This window comes from Haloarcula sp. CBA1131 (genome assembly GCF_008728975.1).
GTDB lineage: Archaea > Halobacteriota > Halobacteria > Halobacteriales > Haloarculaceae > Haloarcula > Haloarcula hispanica.
The window spans coordinates 1,328,226-1,353,834 of record NZ_RPCY01000001.1 but is presented as its reverse complement, the minus strand read 5'-3'; the positions used below and the strand labels follow the sequence as shown (position 1 = coordinate 1,353,834).

The window sequence follows — 25,609 nt, the reverse complement described above, 5'->3', positions numbered from 1 at the left end:
TCAGTCGTCAGTCAGCGTTTCGTAGGCCGCTTGCACCTGCTTGAATTCCCTTTCGCTCCCGCTGTCAGTGTCGGGGTGGACCTCCTTGACTTTCTCCCGGTAAGCCCGCTTGATCGTCCCCTGATCGGCGTCCGGCTCGATGCCGAGCCGCTGGTAGGCCTCCGCCGGACTCGGTCCCGACGACTGAACCCGCTGTCGGCGCTGCCGGCCGCCCGCTGCCTGGCGACGCTGTCGCTGCCGTCCCTGGCGACGACGCTGGCCACCCTGCGACGCTCGCGAGCGGCGCGCTCGGCGGCTGTCTCGCGGTGGTTCCCACTCCTCCCGTGGGCCGGCACCGAACCCACCGCGACGGGCGTTCCCCGTGTTCTGTGCCGCCTGTCGCTCGACCCGTTCGTAGAGGCTCGCGGCCATCTTCCCACTGAGGTGGTAGTACATGAAATACGTCGACACGCCGAACATGAGCGCCAGGAAGAGTACCGCGGGATTGATCACGAGGCCCACCGCTGTCAGGACGACTGTCAGGCCTCCAAACACCACTGCGATTCCCTTGGTGAGCCCGTCGTACTGCACGCACACTCCTTCGGTCCACAGACCTGTAAGCGTCCCGCCTCTCGCCTTCCATTCGGTCCGGCCTCGGACTGAATACCGGGCACGTTCCCGGATGGCACAGGGACGAACTGAGCTACCACCACACCATATCGACACCGCATGGACTGACAGGCCTGTTTTGCCAAAACCGCAGTACTGCGGTGCGTCTGACACAGCCTTACTCCCTCCCTACGCACTGTTAGCGAGCGTATATCACCACCCGCAAACCCCCGTCAGTTTCTACTGGATATCTCACTCACGTCTGGTGGTTCACAGGGACGGGGTTTCACTTTCACTTCGGTCTGGACAGTATTAAGGAGAATCGACGGCATCTATTCCGTTGTACGCGACTATCGTTTCACGCGTCACCAGCACAGTTCGTCGAGCACCGTAGCCACGACTCCGGAGATTGCTACGGCCGCCGCCGAATCGCAGACAAGAAGGATTAAACGCTATCGATGAATACGTATTCGCCGCCAGAAATGACAGGATCACGGGTAGCTACGACGAGGGGTATCGACCGACAGACGGCCGCTGTCGGGAGGAGGAGCGGGCGATGAGTAACAGCGACCTTTCCGCCGACGAGATCACGCTCCCGATCAAACGTACCGACGGTGACACTATCGAAGAGCGACTCACAGGCAACGCCTACCACAACATCCTCCCGGCTCGCTACCTCCGGAAGGACGCCAACGGCGACCTCATCGAGGAACCCGAAGACCTCTTCGACCGTGTCGCAAAGAACATCGCGCTCGCCGAGGCCGTGTTCGAGGCCAACAAGCAGGACGTCGACGTACACGTCTCGCCGGACCAGCTGAAGCCCGACCACCCGCGCCGCGACGAACTCGCCGACGAAGTGTTCGGCAAGGGAACGTCCGTCGACGACGACGTCGAGACCGAGCTCTCTGTCTACAACGTCAACAAATTCGCCTACGAGACGGTCGTCCCGGAACTGCCCGAGGGTGTCCGCGACCACGTCGAATCGACCGCCGACGCATTCCAGGAGCAGATGGAGCAGCTCTCCTTCATGCCGAACTCGCCGACGCTGATGAACGCCGGCGACGAACTCCAGCAGCTCTCCGCCTGTTTCGTCGACTCACCGGCTGACGACATCGACGACATCCACCAGACCGCCAAGGAGGCCGCACAGGTCTTCCAGTCCGGCGGTGGCATGGGCTATGCGTTCTGGAAGCTCCGCCCGTACGGCGACCCCGTCGGCTCGACCGGCGGCATCGCCTCCGGTCCCATCACGTTCATGCGGACCTACGACCAGATGTGCGAGACCATCGCCCAAGGTGGCGCCCGCCGCGGTGCCCAGATGGGCGTCATGCGCGTCTCCCACCCGGACGTCATCCAGTTCATCCACGCCAAGAACAAGGACGTCTCGCTCGCCGAGACGCTGCGCCTGAACGACCCGGACGACTTCACGCACAACTCCTTCGCCGAGGCGCTGGAGGAGGCTCGCGAACTCATCGACGACGACGGAAAGGTGCCAAAGCACCTCCGCAACGCCGTCGAGGGCCACCTCTCGAACTTCAACATCTCCGTCGGCGTCACCGACGACTTCATGGAGGCGCTGAAGGCCGGTGAGGAGTTCACCTTCACCAACCCGCGGACGGGCGAGGCCCACATCGCCACCGAGGAGACGAAGGAACTGTACGACATGTTCGGTCTCGGCGAACACGTCGAGGTCGGTGAGGAACTCTCGATTCCGGCCGAGGAACTCTGGGACGACATCGTCGAGGGCGCTCACGAGAACGGCGAGCCCGGCGTCATCTACCTCGAACGGGTGAACAAGCAGCACTCCTTCGACGTGGAGGAGCACCCCGACCACGAGATTCTCGCCACGAACCCGTGTGGCGAACAGCCCCTCGAAGAGTACGAGGCCTGTAACCTCGGGCACATCAACCTCTCGACGCTGGCCGCCACGGACGCGCCGGACTGGCGCGTCTGGTCGGAGGCCCACGCCGACGAGTACGACTCGACGGAAGCCGCCATCGACGCGTTCCTCGAGGACGCCATCGACTGGGACGAGTTCGACCGCCGCATCGAACTGGGCACCCGCTTCCTCGAAAACGTCGTCACGATGTCGGACTTCCCGGTCGAGAAAATCGAGCAGAAGGTCCGGGAGATGCGCAAGATCGGCCTCGGTATCATGGGCCTCGCCCAGCTGTACATCCAGCTCGGCGTCGCCTACGGGACCGAGGAGGCCAACGAAATCGCCCGCCAAACGATGCGCCACATCAACCACGGGTCCAAGGCTGCGAGCCACGAGCTTGCGACCGAGCGCGGCACCTTCGAGGAGTGGGACAACTCCAAGTACGCGAACCCGACGGACTACCCCGACTGGTTCGAGAAGCAGACCGGCGAGGACGCGGCGGACTGGGAAGACGGCTACCCGATCCGTAACCACAACACCACGACCATCGCCCCGACCGGGACGACTTCGATGATCGGCAACACCACCGGCGGGTGCGAGCCCATCTACAACGTCGCCTACTACAAGAACGTCTCCGACGACGTGCAGGGCGACGAGATGCTCGTGGAGTTCGACGACTACTTCCTCCGCGCGCTGGAGGACAACGACATCGACGTCGAGGCCGTCAAACAGGAAGCCCAGGAGCAGATGGCCAACAACGAGTTCGACGGCGTCGACGGGCTGACGACCGTGCCCGACGCTATCGGAGAGCTGTTCGTCACTACTGGCGACCTCTCGGCGAAGCAGCACGCGGGCATCCAGGTTGCCTGTCAGGAAGGCGTCGACTCCGCTATCTCGAAGACGGTCAACGCCCCGAACGACTCCACGACCGAGGACGCCGCCGAAGTGTTCGAGTACATCTACGACCACGGCGGCAAGGGCGTCACCTACTACCGCGACGGCACCCGCAGCAAACAGGTGCTGACGACGCGTGCCCAGAACACCGAGTTCTCGGACATGGACGCCGACGAGATCGTCGCCCAGATCGAGGAGGTCTTCGGCGGTATCGAGGGCTTCCTCGAAGACGAAGCCGTGCAGGCGGCTATCGACGACTCCATCGAACAGGTGCTTGGTGTCGCCGACGGGGACGCCGAGTACGCCGAGAAGCAGACTCGGCCGGACGTGCTCCACGGCGTGACCCAGCGCATCGACACCGGCTACGGGAAGCTCTACGTCAACATCAACGAGGACCCCGAAACCGACCGGCCGTTCGAGCTGTTCGCCAACATCGGCAACTCCGGCGGCTTCACCGCCTCCTTCACCGAGGCGCTGGCCAAGACCATCTCGACGGCGCTACGCTCGGGCGTCGACCCCGAAGAAATCGCCGACGAACTGCAGGGCATCCGGTCGCCGAAGGTCGCCTGGGACAAGGGCGAGCAGATCCAGTCCATCCCGGACGCCATCGGCACGGCCCTGCGTCGCTACCTCGACGGCGACGTCGACAAGGCCTACCCCGACCAGACCACGCTGGAGGAGACTGCCGAGAAGGCCGACGGCGAGACCGCCACGCAGACCCAGACTGACGGCGGTGCGGCCGCCGCCGCATCTGACGCAGGTGGCGACCAGCAGGACATCATCGACGCCGGCGAGAGCCCGGAGTGTCCTGACTGTGGCTCGCTGTCGCTGTACTACTCAGAGGGTTGCAAGACCTGCGAGTCCTGTGGCTGGTCCGAGTGCTGAGCCGAGAATAAATCACGCTACCCTCAAAATTTAATATATAATATATGAACGGGAGTACTTATACGAAGATGCTGCACGCCCCTCTGGTTCGTCGCCGCACAGAACTAGATTTTGAGGGTGGCGAGATCCAATCTTTTTATGTTCAGTTAGAATACAACCTTGCTCCGGAAGCGTCCAATGATGATGATTGGACGCAAATAGCGTGTTTCGACCACCAGCCAGAACATCCACTAGGCCACGATATAACTCGTGAGGGACTCCACATGGATATTCGGCATCCCGCTAAGCGGGACCGCAAGACCGTGGATTTCCCAGCAGTTGATTTAGCTGACGCTCCAAGATTCTGCGAAAAGTACTTAGACAAGAATTACCGGGAGATATCTGCTCGGTACGCTGGCTGGAGCAATCAGCAGTCTAGCGATTGGGCTAAGGCTCTTCTTCCTTAACTACAATATTCTGTTCATCGAAGTTTGGAATTTCATAGTCAGACGCATCGAACTCTTCCCGCGGTTTTCCAGTTATTTTCGATAATGCGTCTGCAGCATTGTCACAATCGCTGTCAGCCCGCTCTTTTGACTCAAGTGTCATATATGTCTCCCACCGGCTACTGACAATAACAATTGACTCGGGAAACATAAAACCCGCAGTGATTGCACAGTTCTGTATTGAGCCATATTATTGGGCGATTACTTCAATCAGTATAGCCGACCCAATGGTTACCGAAGCTCTGTCACGTCGTAGACGCCCGAAATGTCAGTCTCTTCGACAGCCGCCGTGATTTCTGTCCCTTCTTCGGCTGCCGAGTCCGCGACGAGCGTCACCGGTTCGATGGGCTGGCGGCGGAGAAAGGCCCCTATCCGTTCGAGCCACGACGGCTTTCCGCCCTTGCGGCAGACGATGACGTAGCGTGAGTCCGCGAGCGACGCCATCTTGGGCTCGAAGTCGTAATCCTCGTGCTCGGCCGGCTCCACGACGTGAATGACCTCGCCCGCAATCGTCTCGTCCATACCTCAGGTAGCGACTACAGCGGTATGTGCCGCTCGCTTTGCACTACGAATACTGCTTCGACACCCAGCCCGAGGGACCGCTGGGATAGGAGTCCGTTTCTTCTTCGGGCTGCACCTCGCCGCGCTGGTCGACCATCCGGACGACGACGGTGTGGCCGCCCGAGGGCAGGTCGTAGGTGTACTCCCACTGTCGCCACGCGTCCTCTGCGGGGCCGTTGCCGTCGGCCGCCGGCAGTTGGTCCGAGAGCGTCGCGTCAGCCCACGTCTCGCCGCCGTCGGTGGAGACTTCGACGCGCTGGACGCCGTGCAGGCCGGCGTAGGCGTGGCCACCGATGCGGCGGCGGCCGTCCGAAAGCGTCGACTCGTGGTGGAGTTTGGCAACCGGATTGACGGGGCCGGTCCCCTGCCAACCGCGTTTCTCCCAGTAGCCGTCGGCCTCCTCGTCGAGAATTTCGATCTCTGAGAGCCACTTGACGTTGACCTCGCCCCAGTGGCCGGGGACCAGTGCTCGGACGGGGTAGCCGTGGCCCCGCGGGAGGACCTTTCCGTTCATGCCGTAGGCGAGCATCCCGCCCCGGAGCGCGTCGATGGGGAACTCCTCGTAGTAGTCGTCCTCAGCCCGGAGCATGACGCATTCACAGCCGCTCTGAACGCCGGCTTCTTTGAGGAGGCTGTCGACGGGAACGCCGGTCCACAGCGCGGTGTCTGTCTTGTAGCCGTTGAGACTTTCACCGACACAGCGGAGCGTAACGAACCGGTTTTCGGCATCCATCTCTATGATATCCTCATAGTCGAGCGTGACCTCCTCTTCGACAGCACCGGTGATAGAGAGCGACCAGTCCGCGGCCGAGAGCTCCGGGTCGATGGAGTTGATGTCGACCTCGTAGAAGTTTTCGCTGACCAGCGGGTCGATATCGCCGAGGCCAAGGGAATAGTCTGCCGCGACGGCGAGCTTTTCGTCGACATCGTCGAGGTCCGCTCCCGGCGCATTCAGCACGGGCGCATCGTCACCCGTCGCGACGACCGACCGCTGGTTGCCAGTTGCGTAGCCGACCGTCGCCGCGCCGACGGCCGCGCCGACCGTCGAGAGCGCCCGCCGCCGTTTCGAGGAGATCGGTGACATCGGACCACCGAATCTGTCGAGTGTCTGTGCAAGTCCGACGACGGCGGCGGCGGGAACCGCCGGACCGGCCGCGAGGATGACCTCACCGGTGAGAACGACACTCACGGCCCAAGTTACGACGGCCGTTCCGACGACCGGGAGGGCGCGATTGTTCGCCAACTGGCCGGTGAGGATGGCCGCTCTGGCCGCCAGCGCGATGAACAGCCCCGCGAGGCCAATCGCGAGCAGGAGATTGAGCTGTTGGCCGAGGCTGCCGAGCGTCGAGATAGCGGTCGAGACGACGATACCGGGCATCGACCGGGCCAGCGCCCGCTCGATGGGCGAGGCGATGAACGCGGGTGCGTAGCCGGTCACCGCGTAGGACCCGGCCAGACCCGCGATAGCTGCGGCGACGCTGACCAGCAGCCGACCGCCGGGCGAGTCAAGGAGGTCGTCAGTCATGACTCAATCGAGGGTCTACCTCGCAAAAGGGATTGTTCCAATTTCGTCCGGATTCCGTTCCGAAACTCCGGAAGACACAAGCGAGCGGAGCTGTTCTACGAAATCATGGACGAGCAGCCCGGGGGTCGGCCCTGCCCACTCTGTGAACGGGCAATGTACCACCGACACTGCAAGTACGTCTGTCCGGAGCACGGCGTCGTATATGACTGCGCTGACACGTTCTACTGACGATACGCTCGCGGGTTTAATATCTTGGAACAACGAAAGAAGTGATATGAGTGGCCACGGGGAAGAGATATCGGTGCTGCACGTCGACGACGACCCCGACCTTGGCGATCTCGTTGCGGTCCATCTGGAGCAAACTCACAATGATATCTCCGTCTGTACCGTGCGAAGCGCGGCAGATGGGTTACAGCGGTTGTCCGAGCGTACGTTCGACTGTGTCGTCAGCGATCACGACATGCCGGGCATGGACGGACTCGAATTCCTGAAGGTCGTCCGCGAGGAGTACGAGGAGCTACCCTTTATTCTCTTTACTGGCAAAGGAAACGAGGAAATCGCGAGTGATGCCATCTCCGCTGGCGTCACCGAATACCTCCAGAAAGGAGTCGGGACGGACCAGTACACCGTCCTTGCCAACCGTATCGAGCGGGCTGTCGGGGAACGGCGGGCCAAGGTCGCGCTCGAAGAGTCCGAGCGGATGCTGTCGACGCTCATCTCGAACCTGCCGGGGATGGTGTATCGCGCACGGAACGTGCCCGATTGGCCGATGGAGTTCGTCAGCGACGGTGCGACGGAGTTAGTCGGCTACAGTTCGGAGGCGCTTGAGAGCGGCGACGTCTCCTGGGGGACGCTGATCAAAGAATCCGAGACGGAGCGTCTCTGGGAGACGGTCCAGACTTGTATCGCCGCCGACGAACCGTTCGAAGTCTCCTACCAGATCGAGACGGCCGACGGTGAGACCCGCTGGATGTGGGAGCGCGGGCGCGTCGTCGGCACTGACGACGACGGGGTCGAAATCCTCGAAGGGTTCATCACTGACGTAACCGCGCGCGAGGAGCGCGAGCGCGAACTCGCGAATCAGCGGGCATTTACCGAGAAGCTCATCGACTCCGTCGACGATATGTTCTACGTTGTCGGTCCCGATGGCAGTCTGGTCCGATGGAACGACACCGTCTCGTCGGTGACCGGCTACACAAACGAGAAGCTAGCGTCGATGGGCATTGGGGAACTCATCGTGGATTCCGACCACGAGAAATTATGGCGAGTGTTCGAGGAGACGCTGGAGACCGGATACGGAACCGTTGAAGCAGGTGTCGAGACGGCTGACGGCAGGGCGCTCCAGTACGAATTCAAGGGCTCGCTCATCGAAGACGAGCGCGGCGACCTGTTCGGGATTGCCGGTATCGGCCGGGATATTACGGAACGGAAACGCCGGGAACGGGAGCTCAGGGAGTACCGGACGCTGGTCGAAAACGTCGGGGACCCGATGTACGTCCTCGATACTGACGGGACAGTAGAGATGGTAAACGAGGCGATGGCCGCCCATCTGGGGTACGACCGCTCGGAAATCGTCGGCTCGGAACCAGTCCGTTTCATGCCCGAGACGGATGTCGAAAGAGCGACAGCACTCATCTGTAACCTGCTCGACGACGACGAGCGGACGTGGGGGGCCTACGAGATGCGGACGATATCCGCTGACGGGACAGTCCGGATCAACGAGGACAGGATCGCACCGCTGTTCGACGAGGACGGGAACTTCGACGGCTCGGTCGGCGTGATGCGCGAGACGACGGAGCGCAAGCAACGCGAACGGGAACTCGAACGCTACGAGACGATCATCGAGGCCGTCGGCGACCCGGTGTACACCCTCGACGACGAGGGTGTGTTCACCTACGTGAACGAGGCGATAGAGCAACTGACGGGGTTCGAACCGGACGAGCTGATCGGCGAGCACATCTCGACGATCATGACCGGCGAGGACATCAACCGCGGAAGCGAGCTCATCCGGACCATCCTGTCTGACCCGACCCGACAGAACGTGACCTTCGAAACGGATATTGTCGACCAGACCGGGAATCACACGCCTATCGAGATCCATATCGCGTTGCTTCCAGCCGCGGACGGGGAGTTCAACGGCACAGCGGGCGTCATCCGCGATATCAGCGACCGGAAAGACAGGGAGCGACAGCTTGCGGAGTTCGCGTCTGTCGTCAGCCACGACCTGCGAAACCCGCTGAACGTGGTCAAAGGGCGAATATCGGTCGCTCGGACGTCGGGCGACGTCTCGCACCTCGAAGCGGCAGAGTCCGCGGCCGACCGGATGGACGAACTCATAAACGACCTGTTGACGCTCGCCAGACAGGGCGATACGGTCGGCGAGACGACGATGGTCGACCTCGCTGCCCTCGCGAGCCAGGCCTGGATCGATGTCGAAACCGGCGAAGCCACGCTCGAAAAACACGGGACAGCGGCGGTCGAAGCCGACGCGGCACGGCTTCGCACGGTGTTCGAGAACCTGTTCCGGAACAGCGTAGAACACGGCTCCACGAGCAGTCGGACGGAGTCCGACGACAGTGTGGAACACGGACGTTGTGCAGACGGCGCAGCCCCGGTCACTGTCTCCGTCGGAACAACGGACGACGGATTTTACGTCGCCGACGACGGCGTGGGAATCCCACCGGAAGAGCGAGATGACGTGTTCGAGCGCGGCTACACCACGAGCGACACCGGGACCGGGTTCGGGCTGGCAATCGTCGTTGAGGTCGCACAGGCCCACGGCTGGTCTGTGTCGGTGACCGAAAGCGAGGACGGCGGCGCGCGGTTCGAGTTCACGACGAGTTCGGAGCGCTGACATGGCGGTAAGCCGGGCCGGCGAGTACCAGCACAGCCAGTGCCGCGGTGAACAACAGGACGTGCGGGAGCGCGTCGACACTGAGCCCCGTGAGCGTCAGCGACCGCAGCGACGCGCCCGCGGTGACCTCGACCGCGACCCACGGAATCTCGCCGAGGAACGTCCCGACCGCAAAGGAGCGCGGCGAGACGCGGGCGAACCCGGCTCCATAAGAGACGGGGTCCGCAGGCACCGGTGAGAGCCGTGCCGCGAGCACCCCCCGCGTCTCGCCGGTCACCTCGATAATCCGGCGGCCTGAGTCCCCCAGCCAGCCGAACATCCCGCCCTGTTCGCCGGCCCGGAGCGCGAACCGGTAGGGGATGAGGCAGGTGACGAGTGCGCCCATCAGTGCGACCGGGAAGCCGTATTTGACGCCGAGGACGAACCCGACGAACGCGGACAGCGGCATCGTCGGCCACGCGAAGAACGGGCGAACTAGGTACAGCCCGACGATGACGCCCGCGAGGTAGACAGGGTGGTCGGCGAGATGCGTCGTCTGGGCTACCACCCGCTCGGGGGTGAGCAGCGTTGTCGCGACGGCGACGACTACCACCAGCCCGGCGGTCCCGACCAGTTGTCGCTTCGCGAGGCGGTCCATCTACCCAATTGAGCGGTAGCAATCGACAAACGCTTTGTGGTATCTTTTAGGTTGTTCGGGGTTGAATCGGCGATTGTGTCCGAGAGGCGTGATCCGGTCGAACTCGGCGTCGAACTGCTCGCCCATCTGGAACACGGGGAGCTGTCCGTCGCCGACGCGCTCGACCGTATCGAGACAGTGACGACCAACCCACAGGTCCAGCGCGAGATACTCGATACTGCAGTGATGCGTGGCCTCATCGAGCGCGAGAACGGCGTCGTCCGCCCGCGGTCACAGGGGTCGTACGTGAACTTCGACAGCGACGTGGTCGTCCGCGAGGGGGAGTTCTCGTGTCAGCGCTGTGGCGCAGCTATCAGTACGGGCCACTTCGTCCAGTTCGACGGCGGCGAACTGGGACCGTTCGGGTCGACGTGTATTCGGAAAGTGTTAGGGCGGGAGTAGCGAGGGGCGCGAGCGAAGCGAGCGGCCCTCGGAATTACGAGCGGCGAACGAAGTGAGCCGCGAGTAGCGAAGTCGTGGACGGAGTGAGCGCCCCTCGTTGTGAAGGACAGGCAGTCAAAAACAGACCGTTCAGCGGCCCTGGCGGAGTTCCTTGATGAGCTGTTTGATGGTGCGCTCCTGCTTCTGGAGCTGTTCGTTCTGGGCCTCGACAGCGGCGGTCAGTTCGGCGACCTGTGCTTCGAGTTCAGCGATATCAGGGTTTGCCGAGGTGTCCGGCTCGACCGAGTCGGTGTCTACGCTGGTTACGTCACTGGATTGGGTATCCGTCGTGGCTTCGGCGGTGGTTCCCTGCTCGGTGGTCGCTGCAGTCGTGGCCTGTGTCCCGGCGCTCGCAGATTCAGCTTCGGAGCCGTCACCGCCCTCCTCGTCGTTGCTCACGAGCGGGTCGATACCGGATTCGAGGCCGAGACCGTTGCCGGATTCGTCAGCATTCTTCTCGGGGTCGGCCCCGACCTTGGCGTTGAGGTCGGCAAGCGAATCAACTTCGTGGTACGCGAAGAGAGCCTCTTCGAGTGTTTTCCGGACCATCGGTGCCTGCTCGGACGGGGCCTTGATGCGCTCTGGCCGCTCGTTGAACGAGAGCACGACAGCCGTGGCGACGCTGCCCTCCTCGAACTCCAGACCGGTCACGTCGTCGAAGGAGAACGCCTCGTAGTCGGCGTCCCAGGTGACGTTGCCGATGTGCTTGAGTAGCTGGCGGTCGGTGACGACCAGCGTCAGTTCGCTGAACCGGAACACGCCGGCGAGACTCTCGTCTGGGGCGATACCGCCCGAGACAGTGAGCTTCCCTTCGAGCAGCCGTTCGAGGACGGCATCGCCGCGGCTGCCGGGAACGGATAGTTCGAGCTTCTCACTGGTGTAGATGAGCGAGAACTTGGTCTTGCGGCGGCCTTCCGAAACCGTGAGCCGTTCGAAGTCGTGCGGATAGCTGGCGACCTTCTCGTCGCTGAGAAGGCCCTCACCGCGGTAGACGAGCGTCCGGGTCGGTGTGAAACAGGCCGCGTCTTCGTCGCCGAGGTTGACACCGCCCCGGATCTCCTCGTCCCCGAGTTCCTGCTGGACGAGGTCTGGTATCTCCATACTGCCTGCATACCTGCGTGGTGGCTTAAATCCGCGGGTCGATTATCAGCGCCGATCAGGCGGACAAAGCGTGGGACTGTGCCACAGTCCCGGCAGAGATGAGAACCTTCAAGACGGCTAACGGCCAACGGCTGAATGCACCCGCGCCCGGGTGGCTTAGCTGGACATAGCGCCGCACTCATAGGGTCTTTCGACTCATGCGGCAGTGCACCCGTCATGACCCCGGGGCGCTCGTCACGCCCCAGACCTGGGCCATGCGGAGATCGAGGGTTCGGAGCCCTCCCCGGGCATTTTCCAGATCACATCGGCCAGCAGCCAGCAGCATCGCTGACCCGTGTCGAACAAACGGTACGCGACTAGCCCGAGCAGGGCTGTTCCGAGCGAGCAGACGGTATCCTCGCCGAGTCGCTCCCGAACGCTGTCGTGCTTGTCACGACTGTTTGGAGACTTAGATGGTAATTTCGTGGGAAAAGAACCGCCAGCGGTCAGCCAGACGAGAGGCCGCCGCCGGGGAACTCCTGAAACACGGCCTCGAAGTCGTCGATCTCTGCGGCCGTGGAATCGGCTGTCTCGCGGAGTTCTTCGAGTCGCTCGCTGACAGTCCGGTACTCGTCGCTGGCTTCCAGTTGCGCGGTGTTCTTCTGCGTTTCAAGCGTCGCCTTCTTCGAGGCCACGGCGAAGTACTCCTGCACCTGATCGTCGTACGTGGTCCGGACGAGCATCTCCGAGACGGTGTCGAGGAGGTCCTCGCGGCTGACCGGCTTAGTCAGGTACTCGTCGAAGGGCATCTCGACGATGTCGAAGTCCGGGTCGACGGCCGTTACCATCACTACCGCCGGGTCGACACCCCGTTCTGCGATGGTATCGAGGACTTCGTCACCGCTCATATCGGGCATCTGCCGGTCCAGAAAGACGACGTCGACGGACGCGTCGACTAACTGGAGCGCTTCCGTACCGCTGTGTGCGGTCCGAACGTCGTGTGCGGTCAGCAGCCACGTCGAATACAGATCCGCGATATCTTGTTCATCGTCGACGACGAGAACCGTTGCCTCCTCCGTCTCAACACGCTTTTGCACTTGTTGTCCCTCCTGTCGACTCACGTACTGCTCTCACGGTGACTTTCCCGAACAGCAAGATAAAGGTACCCAGCATATTATCGATTCTGAGAACACTGCAGTTGGTCTGTTGACTTTTTCATGGAGGCGTGCTGTCACAGGGCAGTGACTCATGCCAGAGATGTTAACATAGCGGCGACCGTACCCTGTGTGTATGGTGACCGTCTCCGGACCGTGGACGAGCGGGGAGATGGAACAGTTTCTCAGCGCCGAAACGGTTCCACTCCGTCTCGGGTGCCGAACTCCAGCAGACAGGCCCTGGATGCTCTCGCTCTGGTACCGATTCGTTGACGGTGTCTTCGAGTGTGCGACCGGGGCAGACGCAGCGGTTGTCGACTACCTCGACTATGACGACGACGTGTCATTCGAAGTCTCGACGAACGAGCCGCCGTACCGCGGCGTCAGAGGTAATGGTACAGCGACGATGACAACAGACGAGGACAAGACGGTGCTCACCGACCTGCTGCACCGCTATCTCGGCGGGACCGACTCACCACTGGCCGAACGACTGCTCGCACCCGACCGCCGCGAGATCCAGATCACGATCACGCCCGACCGTCTCCACACCTGGGACTATAGCAACCGGATGTAACTGCCTGAACCAATGGGACACACAGACTCAGCCATGGAAACTGACCCGACAGACATCAAATCAATCGCGATAAGCGCCACCGACCTCGTCGCAGCTATTGAAGCGACTGCAGACGAATCAGAGACCGTGTTGCGCGTCACACCACCGTTCAGCGGCCGGATGCGGGCGCGTCTCCACGTCGTTCAGGCCGACGACGACGATGACACGGTTCACATCGAGCCCGACTCACTGCTGACTACGGATGCACCGTCGTATCCGACGCCCGATGACACCGCCGACGAACTCCGGGCCGCGGACGATGAGACGTACTCGGTGGAGCGCCATCGGACCTACCACGAGCAGCGACTCGCCGAGTGGCGGGAGTCGCTTCCGGACCACGTCGTCGATAGCACGACACTAAGCGACACAGCGCACGACGTAACTGTGTCACTACTCGGACCGTAATCGGTCGTACACGTCCACCGGAGGCGTCACCGGGACTGGGAGTGTTACAGTAGGTTATACCACAGTTACACCGCCGATAAAACGTCTAAGCGTCTTTCAGCCGGTAATAAAATGAACGGCTAGGGGCCGCTGTGCGTGAAACGAAGCGAAACGGGCGGAAACCTCTAGAGGTTATAAGCTATCTCCAGTAGAAGCCGTGGGTAGGTCCCCCATATGTCAAGTTCGTCCGCATACGAATTACTCGCCCAGTTTGATGAGTCCGTCCCGGAGTTCGACGAGTCGCTCGTCTCCGCCGTTCGAGGTATCGCGTTCTGGACGGCGATTGCACTCCCGTTTTTATATCTCCCGCTACTGATTACCGGCCTGAACTCCGGGGCGACGCGGATCGCGTTCGTCGCGCTCGTCGTCTTCAACGCCGTGGCGCTGCGTATCGGCCACGCACACGGAGGAGACGACTGACACGGAACCCTTCGGTGCCGGTCACCACCGTGGATATTGCGGCCCTCCACTCCGCATTGCCGCTGTGACCATACTTTCATCCACCTAGTAGTCGTTCGTATGCATATGTCACGGACAGCAGTTATCGCAGGTGTCGGTCCGGGCCTCGGGGAGTCACTGGCCAAAACGTTCGTCGATGAAGGCTGTCAGGTCGGCCTGTTCGCCCGGTCGGCGTCGTATCTGGAGTCACTGTCGGCAGACCTCGGTGACAACGCGCTCGCAGTACAGACTGATATTACCATCCCGGACCAGGTCGCAGCAGGCTTCGAGCAGGTCCGGGACGAGTTCGGCCCCGTCGACGTGCTCGTGAACCACGCCAGCGGCGGGGCGTGGAAGGGAACGCAGGAGATTTCACACGACGAGTTCCAGCGCGCGCTCGCCGTCGGTCCGGCGGGCGGGCTGGCCTGTTCCCAGGAGGCCGTCGACGACATGCTGACGGGTGACGGAGGGACGATAATCTTCACCGGTGCGACATCCGCCGTCCGGGGCCGCGACGGCGCAGTTGGGTTCAGCGCCGCCAAGTTCGCCGTCCGCGGGCTGGCCGAATCGATGGCCCGAGAACTCGGGCCCGAAGGCATCCACGTCGCCCACGTCGTCATCGATGGCCAGATTCTCCCGACGAACGCCGCCGACGCAGCTGACCGCGACACTCAGTCGTATCTTGACCCGGACGAAATCGCACAGTCGTACTGGCACCTCGTCGAACAGGACCGCTCGGCGTGGACGCTGGAACTCGACCTCCGCCCCCACGTCGAGGCGTTCTGAGCGTCTCACCTCCGTTCCGGCTATTCTTCGAGGAGGTCGACCCACTCTCTGAGCGGCCCCCGAATACCGTCGACTGAGATCGTCACGTCGCCGTCGAACCGCCACGTCGCTTGCGGGGAGTCCGAACCGAACCGCATCGGAATAGAGACCGAAATATCGTCGGCCGTGACGTGGAGCGCCTCGTCGCGGTCGACCGTCTCGTCGAGCAACCGTTCAACGGCCAGGCGGAGCTGTTCCGGGTCCGGGTCTGGAAGGTCTGTAGATTGACTCATACCTGTGGCTTGGAACCGAGGCTACCTCCGTGTTGCGTCGAACCGGTCGGTTCACCCCTGCTATTTACGGGTGTGTGGGACTCAGACGGTTTCGATGGAGCTGGAAACGCCGTACGCCCTCGGGGGGACCTACTACGTCGAGACGGTATCCGTCGGAAAACGGACGGACGACGAGACGGTGCGCGATTGCGTGGTCTGTGGCGGCCACGTCTACGCCGACGACTGGCACCTCGTCGTCGGAGTTCTGGATACGGCCGGCGGACGACAGCGCCACCACCACTGTAGCGACGACTGCCTGACCGAGTGGCTCAAGCTCGTGGCGGGTGCCTGAGCAGCGGTGAGTCCGCGGAGTCTTGACGGTGGAACCCGTCGGGAAGATATGGACGAGCGTACGGGCGTATTCAGGGTCTACCGCGTCGTCGAAGCGGTCCCGCACATCAATCTATTCGACACCGACGCGACGCGGCTCTACACCGTGTACCAGTCCGGCTACGGCGAACGCCAACCGGCAGTCGACGGCCTCCGAACGGGAGCCCTCGTCGAGGCGACGCTCGGCGGCGATCCCGACGATTCGGACGAGGCCTGGTCGCTACTTTCCTTCGAGCGGCTCGACCGCGTCGCGATGGACTTTGCTGTGGATGCTGAAGTCCCAGAAGTGGCGGCCGACCTCTGGGAACCGGGGCTCGAACGCCCGGCAAGCGCCGTGCTCGAAGAAGACGGCGAGCCGGTCGCGGAGTGTTTCGTGCAGTCGCGCGCGCCGTTGCCCGGCGGCACGTTCGTCCCGAGCGTGCTCACCGGCCTCGTGCCGATGGAATCACTGCTGACCGAACTCCCCGGTATCGGCGAACCGCCGACAGACGCTATCTTCATCGACCCCGACCCGCCCGACGCCGACTCGTACGCCCGCCCCTACGGCGTCGCCGTGTTGTTCACCGCCGCCGCTGACGACCTACTCGCTGAGTTCCGGGACCGATATAATCTCTCTGCCGACGCCGACAACAGGCCCGAGTACGACCCGTACGGGCTGTGAGGGGTCGGGAGTGCGGTCCACCGGAAGCCACTACATCGTGATGACGAGCGGTACTGGAACGAAACAGAGCATGCCCAGAACGAACGTGACCAGGCCGATAGCCCAGCGGCCCGGCCCCAGCGGCGTCTCGTCCAGCGGCGTCGCCGACCCGAGCCGACCGAACACCAGCGCTAGCAGCCCCCAGAATGCCCACAGTCCGGCCGCTCGGCCCCCCTCAAAGGCGACGAGGTAGCCCGCGAGCCCGAACAGGGCGACGGGGACGGCTAGCTGGACCAGCGACAGTCGGTCGCCGAACAGCGCCCGGGCGACGTGCGCGCCGTCGAGTTGGCCGACAGGCAGGAGGTTCAGGAAGGTCACGAACGCCCCCACCCAGCCGCCGATGACGACCGGGTTCGGGAGGAGTTGCGGGTTCGCGTACTCCAGTTGTTCACCCATCACCGCCGCGATGCCCTGCAACAGCAGCGGGTAGCCGAGTTCGATGTTCGTGACGATCCCACGGGTTACCTCCACCGGCGGGAGCGTCACGCCGATGGCGGTCACGACGACAGTCGCGGCGAGGCCCGCCAGCGGACCGGCGACGCCGATGTCGAACAGCGCCTTCCGGTCGGGGATGTGGTCGTTCATGCTGATGACCGCGCCCAGCGTCCCGAGCACGTTCGGAAACGGCAGGAAGTACGGCAGGCTCGCCTCAACCTCGTGGTAGCGGCTCATGACGTAGTGGCCGAACTCGTGAATCGCAAGGATTCCCAGTGCAGCGGCGGCGAAGGGCCACGCCTCGAGCATGGCTGTCGGGTCGTCGAGAACAGACAGCCCGTACCAGCGGGACCCGGCGTACAGTGTCGACAACAGCGTCAGGACGGCGAGCCCGACGTTCAACCACGGGATGCCGTCGACGCCGAGGGACCGCTCCCGCGCGATCAGGACCCACTCGCCCATCTCCCGCTTGAGCGCGACGCGATACCCGCGCTGACGGAACGCCGGTGCGATGCGGTGGATGACCTGTTCTGACTCGGTCATCGGCTCGCCGTAATACCGGACGCCGTCGTCGGCGGTCCTATCGACCTCGTAGACGTAGAACGTGTCTGCGAGCGCTTCCGGGTCCGGTAACTCCGGCGGCGAGGACTGGGTCGCCATTACTCGCGTTTGGGGTTCGACCCGTTTGAACCTGTTTGCCGCGGCACTAGAAGAGGGGCACACCGTCCATAGAGGACTCGGAGGGCGTTAGTCCGCGACGGCCTCGTCCGACCCGGTCGCGGCGCTGGGGTCCTGAATCCAGAGGTCGCCGAAAAGGTCGTCCTGCTGGAGGCGGACCTGGCCGCGATGGGCAAGAAAGAGCAGTCCGAGGAACGTCTCGACGCGGGTCCCGCCGGCGGTGTCGACCTCGCGGTACAGCACCTCCTCGCGGCCCTGGTCGTACTGCTCGCGGACGGCGTCGTGGACATCGGCGATGATGTCGTCGATGTTCTCGGCGTGAGCCGTCCCGGTCACATCCGCCGCTGACGGCTCCTCGTCCAGTCGCATGTCGTCGGCCCCGCGGTAATCCAGTTCCTGCGTCCCGCGGTCGTACCCGCTCGGGGAGTCGCTGGTGTCGTATTCCCGGGACTCCTTCCACCACGACTCCCGCTCGGCGTCCCGGAGGTCCCGAACGAGTTCGTCGAGCGTCTGTGGCATCCCACGGGCACGCCGGCGTTCGAGCCGGCGGTCCATCTCCGATTCCAGCGCGGCGAAGGGATCCGGGTCCTCGATGGGTGCGTCCTCGTGCATCGCCTGCTCCCACGGCTCGACGGGGTCCTCCTCGTCGTCGCCCTCGCCCAGCATCGCGTCGCTTTTCATCCGGATCAGAACGCTCGCGTAGAACAGCGCCCGGCCCGACGTGCGCAAGTCCGCGTCGTCGATGCGCTGGAGGAACTTGTCGGTGACCCGCACCACGTCGATGTCCCAGGGGTCGATTTCGCCGTCGTCGGCGAGCTGGACCAGAACCTCGACCGGTTCGACGTCCTCGTCGTCGCTGTCGTCGTCCGAGTCGCTTTCGGGGCCGTCCTGCTCGGGAGAGGGATCATCTGAATCGGGGGATTCGCCCAGCAGCGCCGCCGCATCGCCCGACTCACCGGGCGGGTCGCGGTCCTCGTGGCCGGTAATGTTGAGTGGAATGTCATCCGCTTGACTTTCAACCCCTTCATCAGTCATCAGCCGGCACCTCCTCGTCACCGTCACCCTCACCGCTGAGATCAATCCCAGTAACCGCACTCACGTTGTCGCCCTGCATCATCACGCCGATGGCGCGCTCGGACCGCTCCAGCATGGCCGAGCGGTGCGAGACGACGACGAACTGGGCGTCGCCGGCGAGTTCGTCGACCAGTTCGCCGACGAGGTCGGCGTTGGCCGCGTCGAGGAAGGCGTCCACTTCGTCGAGCGCGTAGAACGGCGCGGGGTTGTGCCGCTGGATGGCGAAGATGAACGCCAGCGCCGTCAGCGACTTCTCGCCGCCGGACATCGCGTTCAGCCGCTGAATCGGCTTGTCGCCCGGCTGGGCCTTCATCGTCAGCCCGCCCTCGAAGGGGTCGTCCTCGTCTTCGAGGTGAAGGTGCCCGGTGCCGTTCGAGAGCCGCTCGAAGATGTTCTGGAACTGGTCGTTGATCTCCGTGAACGACTCCATGAACGTCTCCTTCTTGCGGGCCTCGTAGGTGTCGATGCGCTCGCGGATGCCGTCGGCCTCCTCGACCAGCGTCGCCTTTTTGTCTTCGAGTTCCTGCAGGTCGTCGTTGACGCGGTCGTACTCCTCGATAGCCCGCATGTTGACCGGTTCCAGTTTCTCCATCTCCGTCTCCAGCCGGTCGATCTCCCGCTCGACCGTGTCGTGGTCGGGCACGTCCTCCGGGTCGTAGTCGCCGACCTGCGCTTCGAGTTCATCGATTTCCCACTCCAGACGCTCCTGAGTTTCCTGCTCAGATTCGAGGTCGCGCTCGATTTCGGAGACCGCGGCCTGTTGCTCGTCGCGGGCTTCCTTGGCTTCCTGCAGGTCGGCTTTCAGGTCTTCGCGCTCGGACTTGAGTTCGGCCAGTTCCTCTTCGAGGTCGGCGACGGCCTGCTCTTTCTCGGCTTTCAGCTCCTGTTTCTCGGTGACTTTCGCTTCGAGGTCGTCGATACGCTCCTCGTGTTCGGCCTTGCGGTTCTGGGCCGCCTCGATGTCGTCGTGGAGGTCCTCGATGGCGTCCTCGGCGTACTGCTTTTCGAGTTCGTACTCGTTGAGTTCGGCGTCGAGTTCGCCCTGGCGGTCTTCGAGCCCGTCGATGTCGTCCTTGATGGACTCACGCTGGTCCGTCAGGTCCGGCAGTTCCGAGTCCTCAACCTCGGCTTCTAGCTCGTCGATATCGCGCTGGAGCGCGTCGATCTCCTCGGTCTTTTCCTCGATGTCGGCCTCCAGTTCGTCCATCTGGTCGGCCACGTCTTCGCGTTCCGCGGCGATGTCTTCGAGGTCGGCTTCCAGCTGATCGATGCGGTCACGGGTGTCTTCCAGTTTGCTCTGCTTGCGTTCGATGCTCGTCTCGATGTCGCGGAGCTGCTCGGTCGCGTCGGACTCGCGGTCGCGGGCGTCGTCGAGGCGCTCCTCCACGTCCCGGAGGTCCTCACGCACGTCCGCACGCTCGTCTTCGAGTTCGTTGATGCGCGTGGCGACACGTTCGAGCTTGCCCGCGCCGCCCGAAAAGGAGTAGCGTGTGCCCGAGGAGGAGCCGCCGGTCATCGCCCCGGACTTCTCGACGAGGTCGCCGTCGAGCGTGACCATCCGGTAGTCGCCCATCAGGTCGCGAGCGGTGTCCATGCTGTCGACGACGACGGTGTCACCGAGCACGTACGAGAAGATGCCCGCGTACTCGCGGTCGAAGTCGACGAGGTTGTACGCGAAGTCGATGACGCCGTCAGCGCTGGGCAGCGATCCCAGCGAGCGGTTCTGCATCTGCGTTATCGGGAGGAACGTCGCCCGGCCGGCGCTGCGTGATTTGAGGTACTCGATACAGCGCTGACCAACGCTGTCGTCGTCGACGACGACGTGTGCGAGCCGCCCGCCAGCCGCCGTCTCACAGGCCGTGGCGTACTCGGGGTCAACGCCACCCAGTTGGCCGACGGTACCGTGAACGCCGTCCTGACCGGCGTTGAGGATCGCTGTCACGGCACGCCCGTACGAGGAGTCCCCGTCCTCGCCGGCTTTCGCCTCTAGCTGGGCGTACTCCTGCTGTTTCGCGCTGATTTCGTCTTCGAGTTCGTCCAGGTCCGACTGGAGTTCCCGCTTCTCGGCCCGGAGGTCGTCGACGACCTCGCCGATGGTGGCCTTGTTCTGCTTGGCTTTCTCCAGTTCCGTCTGCAGGTCCTCGATGTCGGCTTCGAGGTCGGGGATCTCGGCTTCGGCTTCCTCAATAGCCGCTCGCTTCTCGTCCTCGGCGTTCGAGCGCCGGCGGGCCTCGTCGAGCAGGCGGTCCTGCTCGCGCTGGAGGTCGTTCTTCTCGCTTTTGAGCGTCTCCAGCCGCGAGCGCTTCGCCTCCAGTTCGTCCTTGACCTCCTGAAACTCCTCGCCGACCTCGTCGATGCGTTGCTGGACCTCCGCGAGTTCGGACTCCTTCTCGGCGATGTCGGCTTTGACGTTGGATTTGGCGACCTTCGTCTCGCGGATGTCGCTTTCGAGGTCGTCGATGGTCTCCTGCTTGCGGTCGATCTGGACGAACGCCTGCCGGCGCTCGTTCTCGGCGGCCTCGACGGTCTCCTCGGCGGACTCGATCTTGTCCTCCAGACGGGAGATGTCGCCTTTGATCTCCTCGATCTCGCGCTTGATGGCGAGCTGTTCGTCCTCGCCCTTGCGCTCGATCTCCTGATTGAGTTCGTGGAGCTCGTCTTCCAGCCGGATGACCGCGCCCTGGCGCTCGTCGAGTTCAGTCTGCAGTTCTTGGAGTTCCGCTTCCAGCTCGTCGATAGTTTCCTCGACGGCCGCCAGTTCCTCGCGTTTGTCTTCGAGTTCGGCGGCTTTGCGATAGCCTTCGTACTCCTCTTTCTCGTCACGGAGGTCCTGGTATTTGAGCGCCGTCTCCCGCTCGTCTTCGAGCTGGTCGAGGCGCTCCTGTTTCTCCTCGATGCGGAGCTCGGCCTCGTCGATGCGCTCTTGCACGACCTCTAGCTCGTCGAAGGCGTCGGCCTTCTTCGCGTCGAACTGGGCGACGCCGGCGATCTCGTCGATGATCTCCCGACGGGAGCCGGCGGTCATGTTGATGATCTCGGTCACGTCGCCCTGCATGACCACGTTGTACCCCTCCGGGGTCACGCCGGCCTGGGCGAGCAGGTCCTGAATGTCTGAGAGGTTGACCGAGCGACCGTTGATGTAGTAATAGGAGTAGTAGTTGTCCTCGGTCTCCTTGACCCGGCGTTTGATGGCGATCTCGTCCACGTCGCCCACGTCCTCCGTGCCGGCGGCGTTGACGACCTGTGAACGTGACAGCGTCCGGTCGTCGTTGGCCAGAATTACCTCGACGCTGGCCTGGCGTTCGCCGTCGTACTCGGCGTCTTCGTCGGCGTGGCCGGGGTTGTAGATGAGGTCAGTGAGTTTCTCGGCGCGGATACCCGAGGTGCGAGCGAGTCCGAGCGCGAACAAAATTGCGTCGATGATGTTGGACTTGCCCGAGCCGTTCGGGCCGCTAATAGTAGTGAAATCTTCGTAGAACGGGATTCGGGTCTTGCGTCCGAAGCTCTTGAAATTGTCGAGGACGAGCTCTTTGATATGCATGCGGTGGTGTGGCCGACAGCCCTACGCGACGATGATGTCGGACTCCGAGTCCTCCTCGGTCTCCGACGCGGCCTCGGCTTCCTCCCTGTTATCAACCTCGTCGGTATCCTCGGTGTTAGGTGTGTCGGCCTCCGTCGGGGTGGCGGCCGATTCCTCCGAGTCGGACTCGTCAGCGCTGAATCCGTTGTCTTCGTCGACGCTGGCTTCGAGTTCCCGGATGCGGACCTTGCATTCGACGAGTTCGTCGGTCAGTCCTTCGACCGACGCTTCCAGTTCTCTGACGCGCGTTTCGAGTTCCTCGACTCGGTTGCCGCACATATCCGTAACCCAGCCATTGTGGACACTTATACCTACGTCAGACATTGGCAGTCCGAGTGATACGTCCGCTCCGAAGGGCCGAGTCCGTCCCGACACTGTACAGGGTCGTTAGCCTTTAGCCACGCGCCACCGAATCCCGGACAATGACTGCGCAAGCGTCCGAAGCCCGCGAACTCGCGGCCGTCATCGGGCTGGAGGTCCACGTCCAGCTCGAGACGGAGACGAAGATCTTCTGTGGCTGTTCGACCGATGTGGCCGATTCCGAACCCAACACCCACACCTGCCCGGTGTGTCTGGGACTTCCCGGCGCGCTCCCGGTCGTCAACGAGGGGGCGGTCGAGGCCGCCGTGAAGGTCGGCAAGGCCATCGACGCCGATATTCCGGAGGAAACCACCTTCCACCGGAAGAACTACTACTACCCCGACCTCCCAAAGAACTTCCAGATCACGCAGTATGACTCGCCCATCTGCCAGGACGGGGAGCTGGAATTCTCCGTCGAGAGCGAGCGCCGCAGCGTCGACATCCGCCGGGCACACCTCGAAGAGGACCCCGGGTCAATCAAGCACGTCCGCGAGGGCTCGGGTCCGCTTGAGTCCCGGACCTGTTCCATCGAGCGCGCGGACTACACGCTCATCGACTACAACCGCGCCGGGACGCCGCTGATGGAGATCGTCACGGAGCCGGACTTCCGCGCGCCGGGCGAAGTCCGGTCGTTCCTCGAAAAGCTGGAGGAGGTACTGGAGTATCTGGGCGTGTTCGACGCGACGCGGGACGGCAGCCTCCGCATCGACGCGAACCTCTCCATGGTCGACGCCAGCGAGGTGGACGACGACGGTGACATCGACGAATCCGTCCTCGAAGACGCCAACCGCACCGAGGTCAAGAACATCTCCAGTCACAAGGGCGCGGAACAGGCGCTCTCCTTCGAGGCTTCCCGCCAGCGGAAGCTCATCCAGTCGGGCCGCGCCGTCGAGCAGGAGACCCGCCACTTCAACGAGACCCACGGCAACACGGTGTCGATGCGCTCCAAAGAAGAGGAGAAAGACTACCGCTACTTCCGGGAGGCCGACCTGCCGCCGCTTCGCGTGAGCCACTGGAAGGACGAGGTCCCGATTCCGGAACTCCCCGACGCCCGCCGCGAGCGGTTCGTCGCGGAGTACGGCCTCAGCGAGGAAGCCGCCTCGAAGCTCACGAGCACGAAGCAGGTGGCGGACTTCTTCGAGGACGTGGCCGAGCGCTTCGACGCCGACCTCGCTGCGACCTGGGTCGCCGACAATCTACTCGGCGAACTGAACTACCGCGACATGGCCATCACCGATATCGACGACCGCTTCGACGAAGTGACCCGGCTCGTCGAACTCGTCGCCGAGGACGATATCACGGCGAAAAACGCGCACGAGACCGTGCTCCGGGAGATGCTCGACACGGGTGACGGCCCCGACGCTGTCGTCGACCGCGAAGGGCTTGGCAAGACCTCCGGCGACGAGGTCCAGCAGGCTGTCGTGGACGCCATCGACGAAAACCCCGACGCCGTCGAGGACTACCACAGCGGCGAGGACGGCGCAATCAACTTCCTCGTCGGGCAGGTCATGCAAAAGACCGGCGGGAGCGCCGACCCCGGCGACGTGAACGGGCTGCTTCGCGAGGAGTTGGAGAGCTAAGACAGCGTCCTACGCGGCCTGCGCGGCACAGTGGTGAGTTGTCACAGTCACCGCTGTGGCCAGTCGGCTGGCAGTTCATCAGCGTGGTTCTCGAGCAGGTCGAGCATCGGTTCGATTTCGTCGAATCGCTGGCCCCGAGATACTTCATCGGCCGCTCGGTCCCAGTCGATGTATGCCAGACTGGCCAGCCGCGGCAGGTCGTCGTGGCGGAGTTCGGTTTCGGTGTTTCTGGCCCCGGCACTTCTGGGCAGAAAGTCGACAATCGGCCGTGGACTACTCTGTTTTACCATAAACAGAATCATTCGTCGACGGCGGGTAAACAACGCCTCGAACACCCGGTCCATCCCTGGGTCCCATATCACATCCGGGATAGAGGTTTCCATCCTGTAACAAGAGACATACTATTGATGATAAATGTCACGATACCGCCGTTTCCTTGCCGAATCGATCCTGAATCGTACAGGTGGATTTGATTTGAGAGGCCGGCCCGATAGCCGCTACGCTGAGCTGCGTGCTACGATTCGCTCGACGCGTTCGACTCGACGCTCTCGCGCCGCTCGCCCGGGATGATCGCGGGGTCCTTCCACAGCAGCGTGACGAATATCGCAGCGGCGAGGGCTTCGAGGGTCTTGATAGCTGATTCGGTCGGTTCAGTGTTGAAATGGTCTAGTATCAGCAACGCGGTACTCCCGCCGTGGTGTCCGCCGCCACCGGACGACGGTGCAGAGAACCCCTCGACGAGGAAGGCACCGTGTCCAGTAGCGTGCCAGAACACCCAGCCGGCGATGGACGCGATCATGAGGAGCGTCCCGGCGATGTAGGCGTTCCGCAGGCCGATGACGCCCCGGGTGATGAGATACGGGCCGGCGAACAACACCGCGGCGAAGGCCACAAACAAGAAGGGCCGAGGGTCCGGCGGGAGGCCTCGTCCGAAGAGTCCCTCGATCGCCTGCGCGTAGATGATGCTTCGCGGGAGTCCCCACCAGAGGTGAAACGCCGCCGTCGCGAAGACGAGTGCGGCGGCGGTTCCGCGGAGGAGTTTGGTCGTCCGGCGATCCATACCGGCAGTCGGGGTGGCAGTGGCAAGAGTGCATCGAAGTGATAAGTGCCGCCGGTCACGGCGGCAGTGCGGGACCGCTACCGAGTGGTAAGAGGCTACCTCCGCGCGAGCGCGAGCGGCCCCGCAAGCGCCCGCACACCCGCGCTGTCGCCTGATTTTCCCGAAAGCCTTTAGAACAACTGACTCCGTAGCGACGAG

General features: G+C 63.2%; 25 protein-coding genes and 1 tRNA gene. 12 read left to right on the top strand and 14 right to left on the bottom strand.

Annotated features, from left to right (window positions below; all coding sequences use genetic code 11):
* Positions 1-570 (bottom strand): J domain-containing protein, encoded by a 570-nt coding sequence (locus tag Har1131_RS06960; RefSeq protein ID WP_151145614.1) that lies wholly within the window; start codon positions 568-570, stop codon positions 1-3.
* Positions 571-1,144: 574 nt separating this feature from the next.
* Here Har1131_RS06960 and Har1131_RS06955 point away from each other — a divergent pair.
* Complete coding sequence (locus tag Har1131_RS06955) at positions 1,145-4,246, top strand: adenosylcobalamin-dependent ribonucleoside-diphosphate reductase (RefSeq protein WP_050036847.1); 3,102 nt, start codon at positions 1,145-1,147, stop codon at positions 4,244-4,246.
* 426 nt (positions 4,247-4,672) lie between these two features.
* Here Har1131_RS06955 and Har1131_RS21665 read toward each other — a convergent pair whose 3' ends face one another.
* From Har1131_RS21665 to Har1131_RS06945, 3 genes are all read right to left on the bottom strand, one after another.
* Complete coding sequence (locus Har1131_RS21665) at positions 4,673-4,834, bottom strand: hypothetical protein (protein WP_191907469.1); 162 nt, start codon at positions 4,832-4,834, stop codon at positions 4,673-4,675.
* A 128-nt stretch (positions 4,835-4,962) separates the two neighbouring features.
* Positions 4,963-5,253 carry a hypothetical protein gene (locus Har1131_RS06950; protein WP_151145611.1) on the bottom strand — a complete coding sequence of 97 codons (291 nt, stop codon included), beginning with the start codon at positions 5,251-5,253 and terminating at the stop codon, positions 4,963-4,965.
* Between the two features lie 43 nt (positions 5,254-5,296).
* A complete protein-coding gene (locus Har1131_RS06945) occupies positions 5,297-6,817 on the bottom strand; it encodes a sulfite oxidase (RefSeq protein ID WP_151145608.1) in 1,521 nt (506 codons plus the stop codon).
* Between the two features lie 105 nt (positions 6,818-6,922).
* Between Har1131_RS06945 and Har1131_RS22645 the strand changes: the two genes are divergently transcribed.
* Entirely contained in the window at positions 6,923-7,045 is a 123-nt protein-coding gene (locus Har1131_RS22645; protein WP_004591539.1) for an HVO_2523 family zinc finger protein, read from the top strand.
* A 46-nt stretch (positions 7,046-7,091) separates the two neighbouring features.
* Positions 7,092-9,671, top strand: coding sequence for a PAS domain S-box protein (locus tag Har1131_RS06940; RefSeq protein ID WP_151145605.1), 2,580 nt, complete (start codon positions 7,092-7,094; stop codon positions 9,669-9,671).
* Here Har1131_RS06940 and Har1131_RS06935 read toward each other — a convergent pair.
* Complete coding sequence (locus tag Har1131_RS06935; protein WP_050036849.1) at positions 9,649-10,308, bottom strand: TVP38/TMEM64 family protein; 660 nt, start codon at positions 10,306-10,308, stop codon at positions 9,649-9,651. The genes Har1131_RS06940 and Har1131_RS06935 overlap by 23 nt on opposite strands.
* A 51-nt stretch (positions 10,309-10,359) precedes the next feature.
* Here Har1131_RS06935 and Har1131_RS06930 point away from each other — a divergent pair, with 51 nt between their 5' ends.
* A complete protein-coding gene (locus Har1131_RS06930; protein ID WP_008312872.1) occupies positions 10,360-10,749 on the top strand; it encodes a DUF5830 family protein in 390 nt (129 codons plus the stop codon).
* A gap of 129 nt (positions 10,750-10,878) precedes the next feature.
* Here Har1131_RS06930 and Har1131_RS06925 read toward each other — a convergent pair whose 3' ends face one another.
* Entirely contained in the window at positions 10,879-11,889 is a 1,011-nt protein-coding gene (locus Har1131_RS06925) for a SlyX family protein (RefSeq protein ID WP_151145602.1), read from the bottom strand.
* Positions 11,890-12,034: 145 nt separating this feature from the next.
* On the opposite strand from Har1131_RS06925, the gene Har1131_RS06920 reads away from it, so the two are divergent.
* Positions 12,035-12,179: transfer RNA gene (locus tag Har1131_RS06920), tRNA-Met, on the top strand.
* Between the two features lie 195 nt (positions 12,180-12,374).
* Here Har1131_RS06920 and Har1131_RS06915 read toward each other — a convergent pair.
* A complete protein-coding gene (locus Har1131_RS06915) occupies positions 12,375-12,965 on the bottom strand; it encodes a HalX domain-containing protein (RefSeq protein ID WP_014040891.1) in 591 nt (196 codons plus the stop codon).
* A gap of 193 nt (positions 12,966-13,158) precedes the next feature.
* Between Har1131_RS06915 and Har1131_RS06910 the strand changes: the two genes are divergently transcribed.
* The 4 genes from Har1131_RS06910 to Har1131_RS06895 all read left to right on the top strand — a co-directional run bounded on the left by Har1131_RS06910 (position 13,159) and on the right by Har1131_RS06895 (position 15,303).
* A complete protein-coding gene (locus tag Har1131_RS06910; protein WP_008312770.1) occupies positions 13,159-13,596 on the top strand; it encodes a hypothetical protein in 438 nt (145 codons plus the stop codon).
* A gap of 33 nt (positions 13,597-13,629) precedes the next feature.
* Positions 13,630-14,040, top strand: coding sequence for a hypothetical protein (locus Har1131_RS06905; protein WP_014040893.1), 411 nt, complete (start codon positions 13,630-13,632; stop codon positions 14,038-14,040).
* A gap of 213 nt (positions 14,041-14,253) precedes the next feature.
* A complete protein-coding gene (locus tag Har1131_RS06900) occupies positions 14,254-14,499 on the top strand; it encodes a hypothetical protein (protein WP_014040894.1) in 246 nt (81 codons plus the stop codon).
* Between the two features lie 105 nt (positions 14,500-14,604).
* Complete coding sequence (locus Har1131_RS06895; RefSeq protein WP_064287718.1) at positions 14,605-15,303, top strand: SDR family NAD(P)-dependent oxidoreductase; 699 nt, start codon at positions 14,605-14,607, stop codon at positions 15,301-15,303.
* Positions 15,304-15,323: 20 nt separating this feature from the next.
* Here the strand turns inward: Har1131_RS06895 and Har1131_RS06890 are convergent, their stop codons facing one another.
* Positions 15,324-15,575, bottom strand: coding sequence for a hypothetical protein (locus tag Har1131_RS06890; protein ID WP_014040896.1), 252 nt, complete (start codon positions 15,573-15,575; stop codon positions 15,324-15,326).
* A 94-nt stretch (positions 15,576-15,669) separates the two neighbouring features.
* Between Har1131_RS06890 and Har1131_RS06885 the strand changes: the two genes are divergently transcribed.
* Positions 15,670-15,906: a hypothetical protein gene (locus Har1131_RS06885; RefSeq protein WP_014040897.1), complete on the top strand. Its 237-nt coding sequence runs from the start codon at positions 15,670-15,672 to the stop codon at positions 15,904-15,906.
* Positions 15,907-15,954: 48 nt separating this feature from the next.
* Positions 15,955-16,605 carry a hypothetical protein gene (locus tag Har1131_RS06880; RefSeq protein WP_014040898.1) on the top strand — a complete coding sequence of 217 codons (651 nt, stop codon included), beginning with the start codon at positions 15,955-15,957 and terminating at the stop codon, positions 16,603-16,605.
* Positions 16,606-16,635: 30 nt separating this feature from the next.
* Here the strand turns inward: Har1131_RS06880 and Har1131_RS06875 are convergent, their stop codons facing one another.
* The 4 genes from Har1131_RS06875 to Har1131_RS06860 form a co-directional block, all read right to left on the bottom strand.
* Positions 16,636-17,739: a site-2 protease family protein gene (locus Har1131_RS06875; RefSeq protein ID WP_129755422.1), complete on the bottom strand. Its 1,104-nt coding sequence runs from the start codon at positions 17,737-17,739 to the stop codon at positions 16,636-16,638.
* Between the two features lie 87 nt (positions 17,740-17,826).
* Positions 17,827-18,792 (bottom strand): ScpA family protein, encoded by a 966-nt coding sequence (locus Har1131_RS06870; RefSeq protein ID WP_014040900.1) that lies wholly within the window; start codon positions 18,790-18,792, stop codon positions 17,827-17,829.
* On the bottom strand, positions 18,785-22,372 hold the full coding sequence (gene smc, locus Har1131_RS06865; protein WP_050036854.1) for a chromosome segregation protein SMC: 3,588 nt from the start codon (positions 22,370-22,372) through the stop codon (positions 18,785-18,787). Before smc ends, Har1131_RS06870 begins: the two co-directional genes overlap by 8 nt.
* Before the next feature lie 21 nt (positions 22,373-22,393).
* Positions 22,394-22,690, bottom strand: a complete 297-nt coding sequence (locus Har1131_RS06860; RefSeq protein WP_064287723.1) for a hypothetical protein — start codon at positions 22,688-22,690, stop codon at positions 22,394-22,396.
* A 143-nt stretch (positions 22,691-22,833) separates the two neighbouring features.
* Here Har1131_RS06860 and gatB point away from each other — a divergent pair, with 143 nt between their 5' ends.
* Positions 22,834-24,351, top strand: a complete 1,518-nt coding sequence (gene gatB, locus Har1131_RS06855; protein WP_151145599.1) for an Asp-tRNA(Asn)/Glu-tRNA(Gln) amidotransferase subunit GatB — start codon at positions 22,834-22,836, stop codon at positions 24,349-24,351.
* 47 nt (positions 24,352-24,398) lie between these two features.
* On the opposite strand, the gene Har1131_RS06850 is transcribed toward gatB, so the two are convergent.
* Together Har1131_RS06850 and Har1131_RS06845 are read right to left on the bottom strand one after the other, a co-directional pair.
* The gene (locus Har1131_RS06850; RefSeq protein ID WP_008312747.1) at positions 24,399-24,695 is read right to left on the bottom strand and encodes a hypothetical protein; all 297 of its coding nucleotides are present in this window, start codon (positions 24,693-24,695) and stop codon (positions 24,399-24,401) included.
* Positions 24,696-24,865: 170 nt separating this feature from the next.
* On the bottom strand, positions 24,866-25,411 hold the full coding sequence (locus Har1131_RS06845; RefSeq protein ID WP_014040903.1) for a hypothetical protein: 546 nt from the start codon (positions 25,409-25,411) through the stop codon (positions 24,866-24,868).
* Between the last annotated feature and the right edge of the window lie 198 nt (positions 25,412-25,609).

Excerpts from the sequence above, each read along its gene's own strand:
- Har1131_RS06870 (WP_014040900.1), bottom strand. The coding sequence starts at position 18,792 with ATGACTGATGAAGGGGTTGAAAGTCAAGCGGATGACATTCCACTCAAC.
- Har1131_RS06950 (WP_151145611.1), bottom strand. The coding sequence starts at position 5,253 with ATGGACGAGACGATTGCGGGCGAGGTCATTCACGTCGTGGAGCCGGCC.
- Har1131_RS06875 (WP_129755422.1), bottom strand. The coding sequence starts at position 17,739 with ATGGCGACCCAGTCCTCGCCGCCGGAGTTACCGGACCCGGAAGCGCTC.
- smc (WP_050036854.1), bottom strand. The coding sequence starts at position 22,372 with ATGCATATCAAAGAGCTCGTCCTCGACAATTTCAAGAGCTTCGGACGC.
- Har1131_RS06885 (WP_014040897.1), top strand. The coding sequence starts at position 15,670 with ATGGAGCTGGAAACGCCGTACGCCCTCGGGGGGACCTACTACGTCGAG.
- Har1131_RS22645 (WP_004591539.1), top strand. The coding sequence starts at position 6,923 with ATGGACGAGCAGCCCGGGGGTCGGCCCTGCCCACTCTGTGAACGGGCA.
- Har1131_RS06940 (WP_151145605.1), top strand. The coding sequence starts at position 7,092 with ATGAGTGGCCACGGGGAAGAGATATCGGTGCTGCACGTCGACGACGAC.
- Har1131_RS06935 (WP_050036849.1), bottom strand. The coding sequence starts at position 10,308 with ATGGACCGCCTCGCGAAGCGACAACTGGTCGGGACCGCCGGGCTGGTG.
- Har1131_RS06890 (WP_014040896.1), bottom strand. The coding sequence starts at position 15,575 with ATGAGTCAATCTACAGACCTTCCAGACCCGGACCCGGAACAGCTCCGC.
- Har1131_RS06955 (WP_050036847.1), top strand. The coding sequence starts at position 1,145 with ATGAGTAACAGCGACCTTTCCGCCGACGAGATCACGCTCCCGATCAAA.
- Har1131_RS06910 (WP_008312770.1), top strand. The coding sequence starts at position 13,159 with ATGGTGACCGTCTCCGGACCGTGGACGAGCGGGGAGATGGAACAGTTT.
- Har1131_RS21665 (WP_191907469.1), bottom strand. The coding sequence starts at position 4,834 with ATGACACTTGAGTCAAAAGAGCGGGCTGACAGCGATTGTGACAATGCT.
- Har1131_RS06895 (WP_064287718.1), top strand. The coding sequence starts at position 14,605 with ATGTCACGGACAGCAGTTATCGCAGGTGTCGGTCCGGGCCTCGGGGAG.
- Har1131_RS06860 (WP_064287723.1), bottom strand. The coding sequence starts at position 22,690 with ATGTGCGGCAACCGAGTCGAGGAACTCGAAACGCGCGTCAGAGAACTG.
- Har1131_RS06850 (WP_008312747.1), bottom strand. The coding sequence starts at position 24,695 with ATGGACCGGGTGTTCGAGGCGTTGTTTACCCGCCGTCGACGAATGATT.
- Har1131_RS06925 (WP_151145602.1), bottom strand. The coding sequence starts at position 11,889 with ATGGAGATACCAGACCTCGTCCAGCAGGAACTCGGGGACGAGGAGATC.
- Har1131_RS06900 (WP_014040894.1), top strand. The coding sequence starts at position 14,254 with ATGTCAAGTTCGTCCGCATACGAATTACTCGCCCAGTTTGATGAGTCC.
- Har1131_RS06945 (WP_151145608.1), bottom strand. The coding sequence starts at position 6,817 with ATGACTGACGACCTCCTTGACTCGCCCGGCGGTCGGCTGCTGGTCAGC.
- Har1131_RS06880 (WP_014040898.1), top strand. The coding sequence starts at position 15,955 with ATGGACGAGCGTACGGGCGTATTCAGGGTCTACCGCGTCGTCGAAGCG.
- gatB (WP_151145599.1), top strand. The coding sequence starts at position 22,834 with ATGACTGCGCAAGCGTCCGAAGCCCGCGAACTCGCGGCCGTCATCGGG.
- Har1131_RS06905 (WP_014040893.1), top strand. The coding sequence starts at position 13,630 with ATGGAAACTGACCCGACAGACATCAAATCAATCGCGATAAGCGCCACC.
- Har1131_RS06845 (WP_014040903.1), bottom strand. The coding sequence starts at position 25,411 with ATGGATCGCCGGACGACCAAACTCCTCCGCGGAACCGCCGCCGCACTC.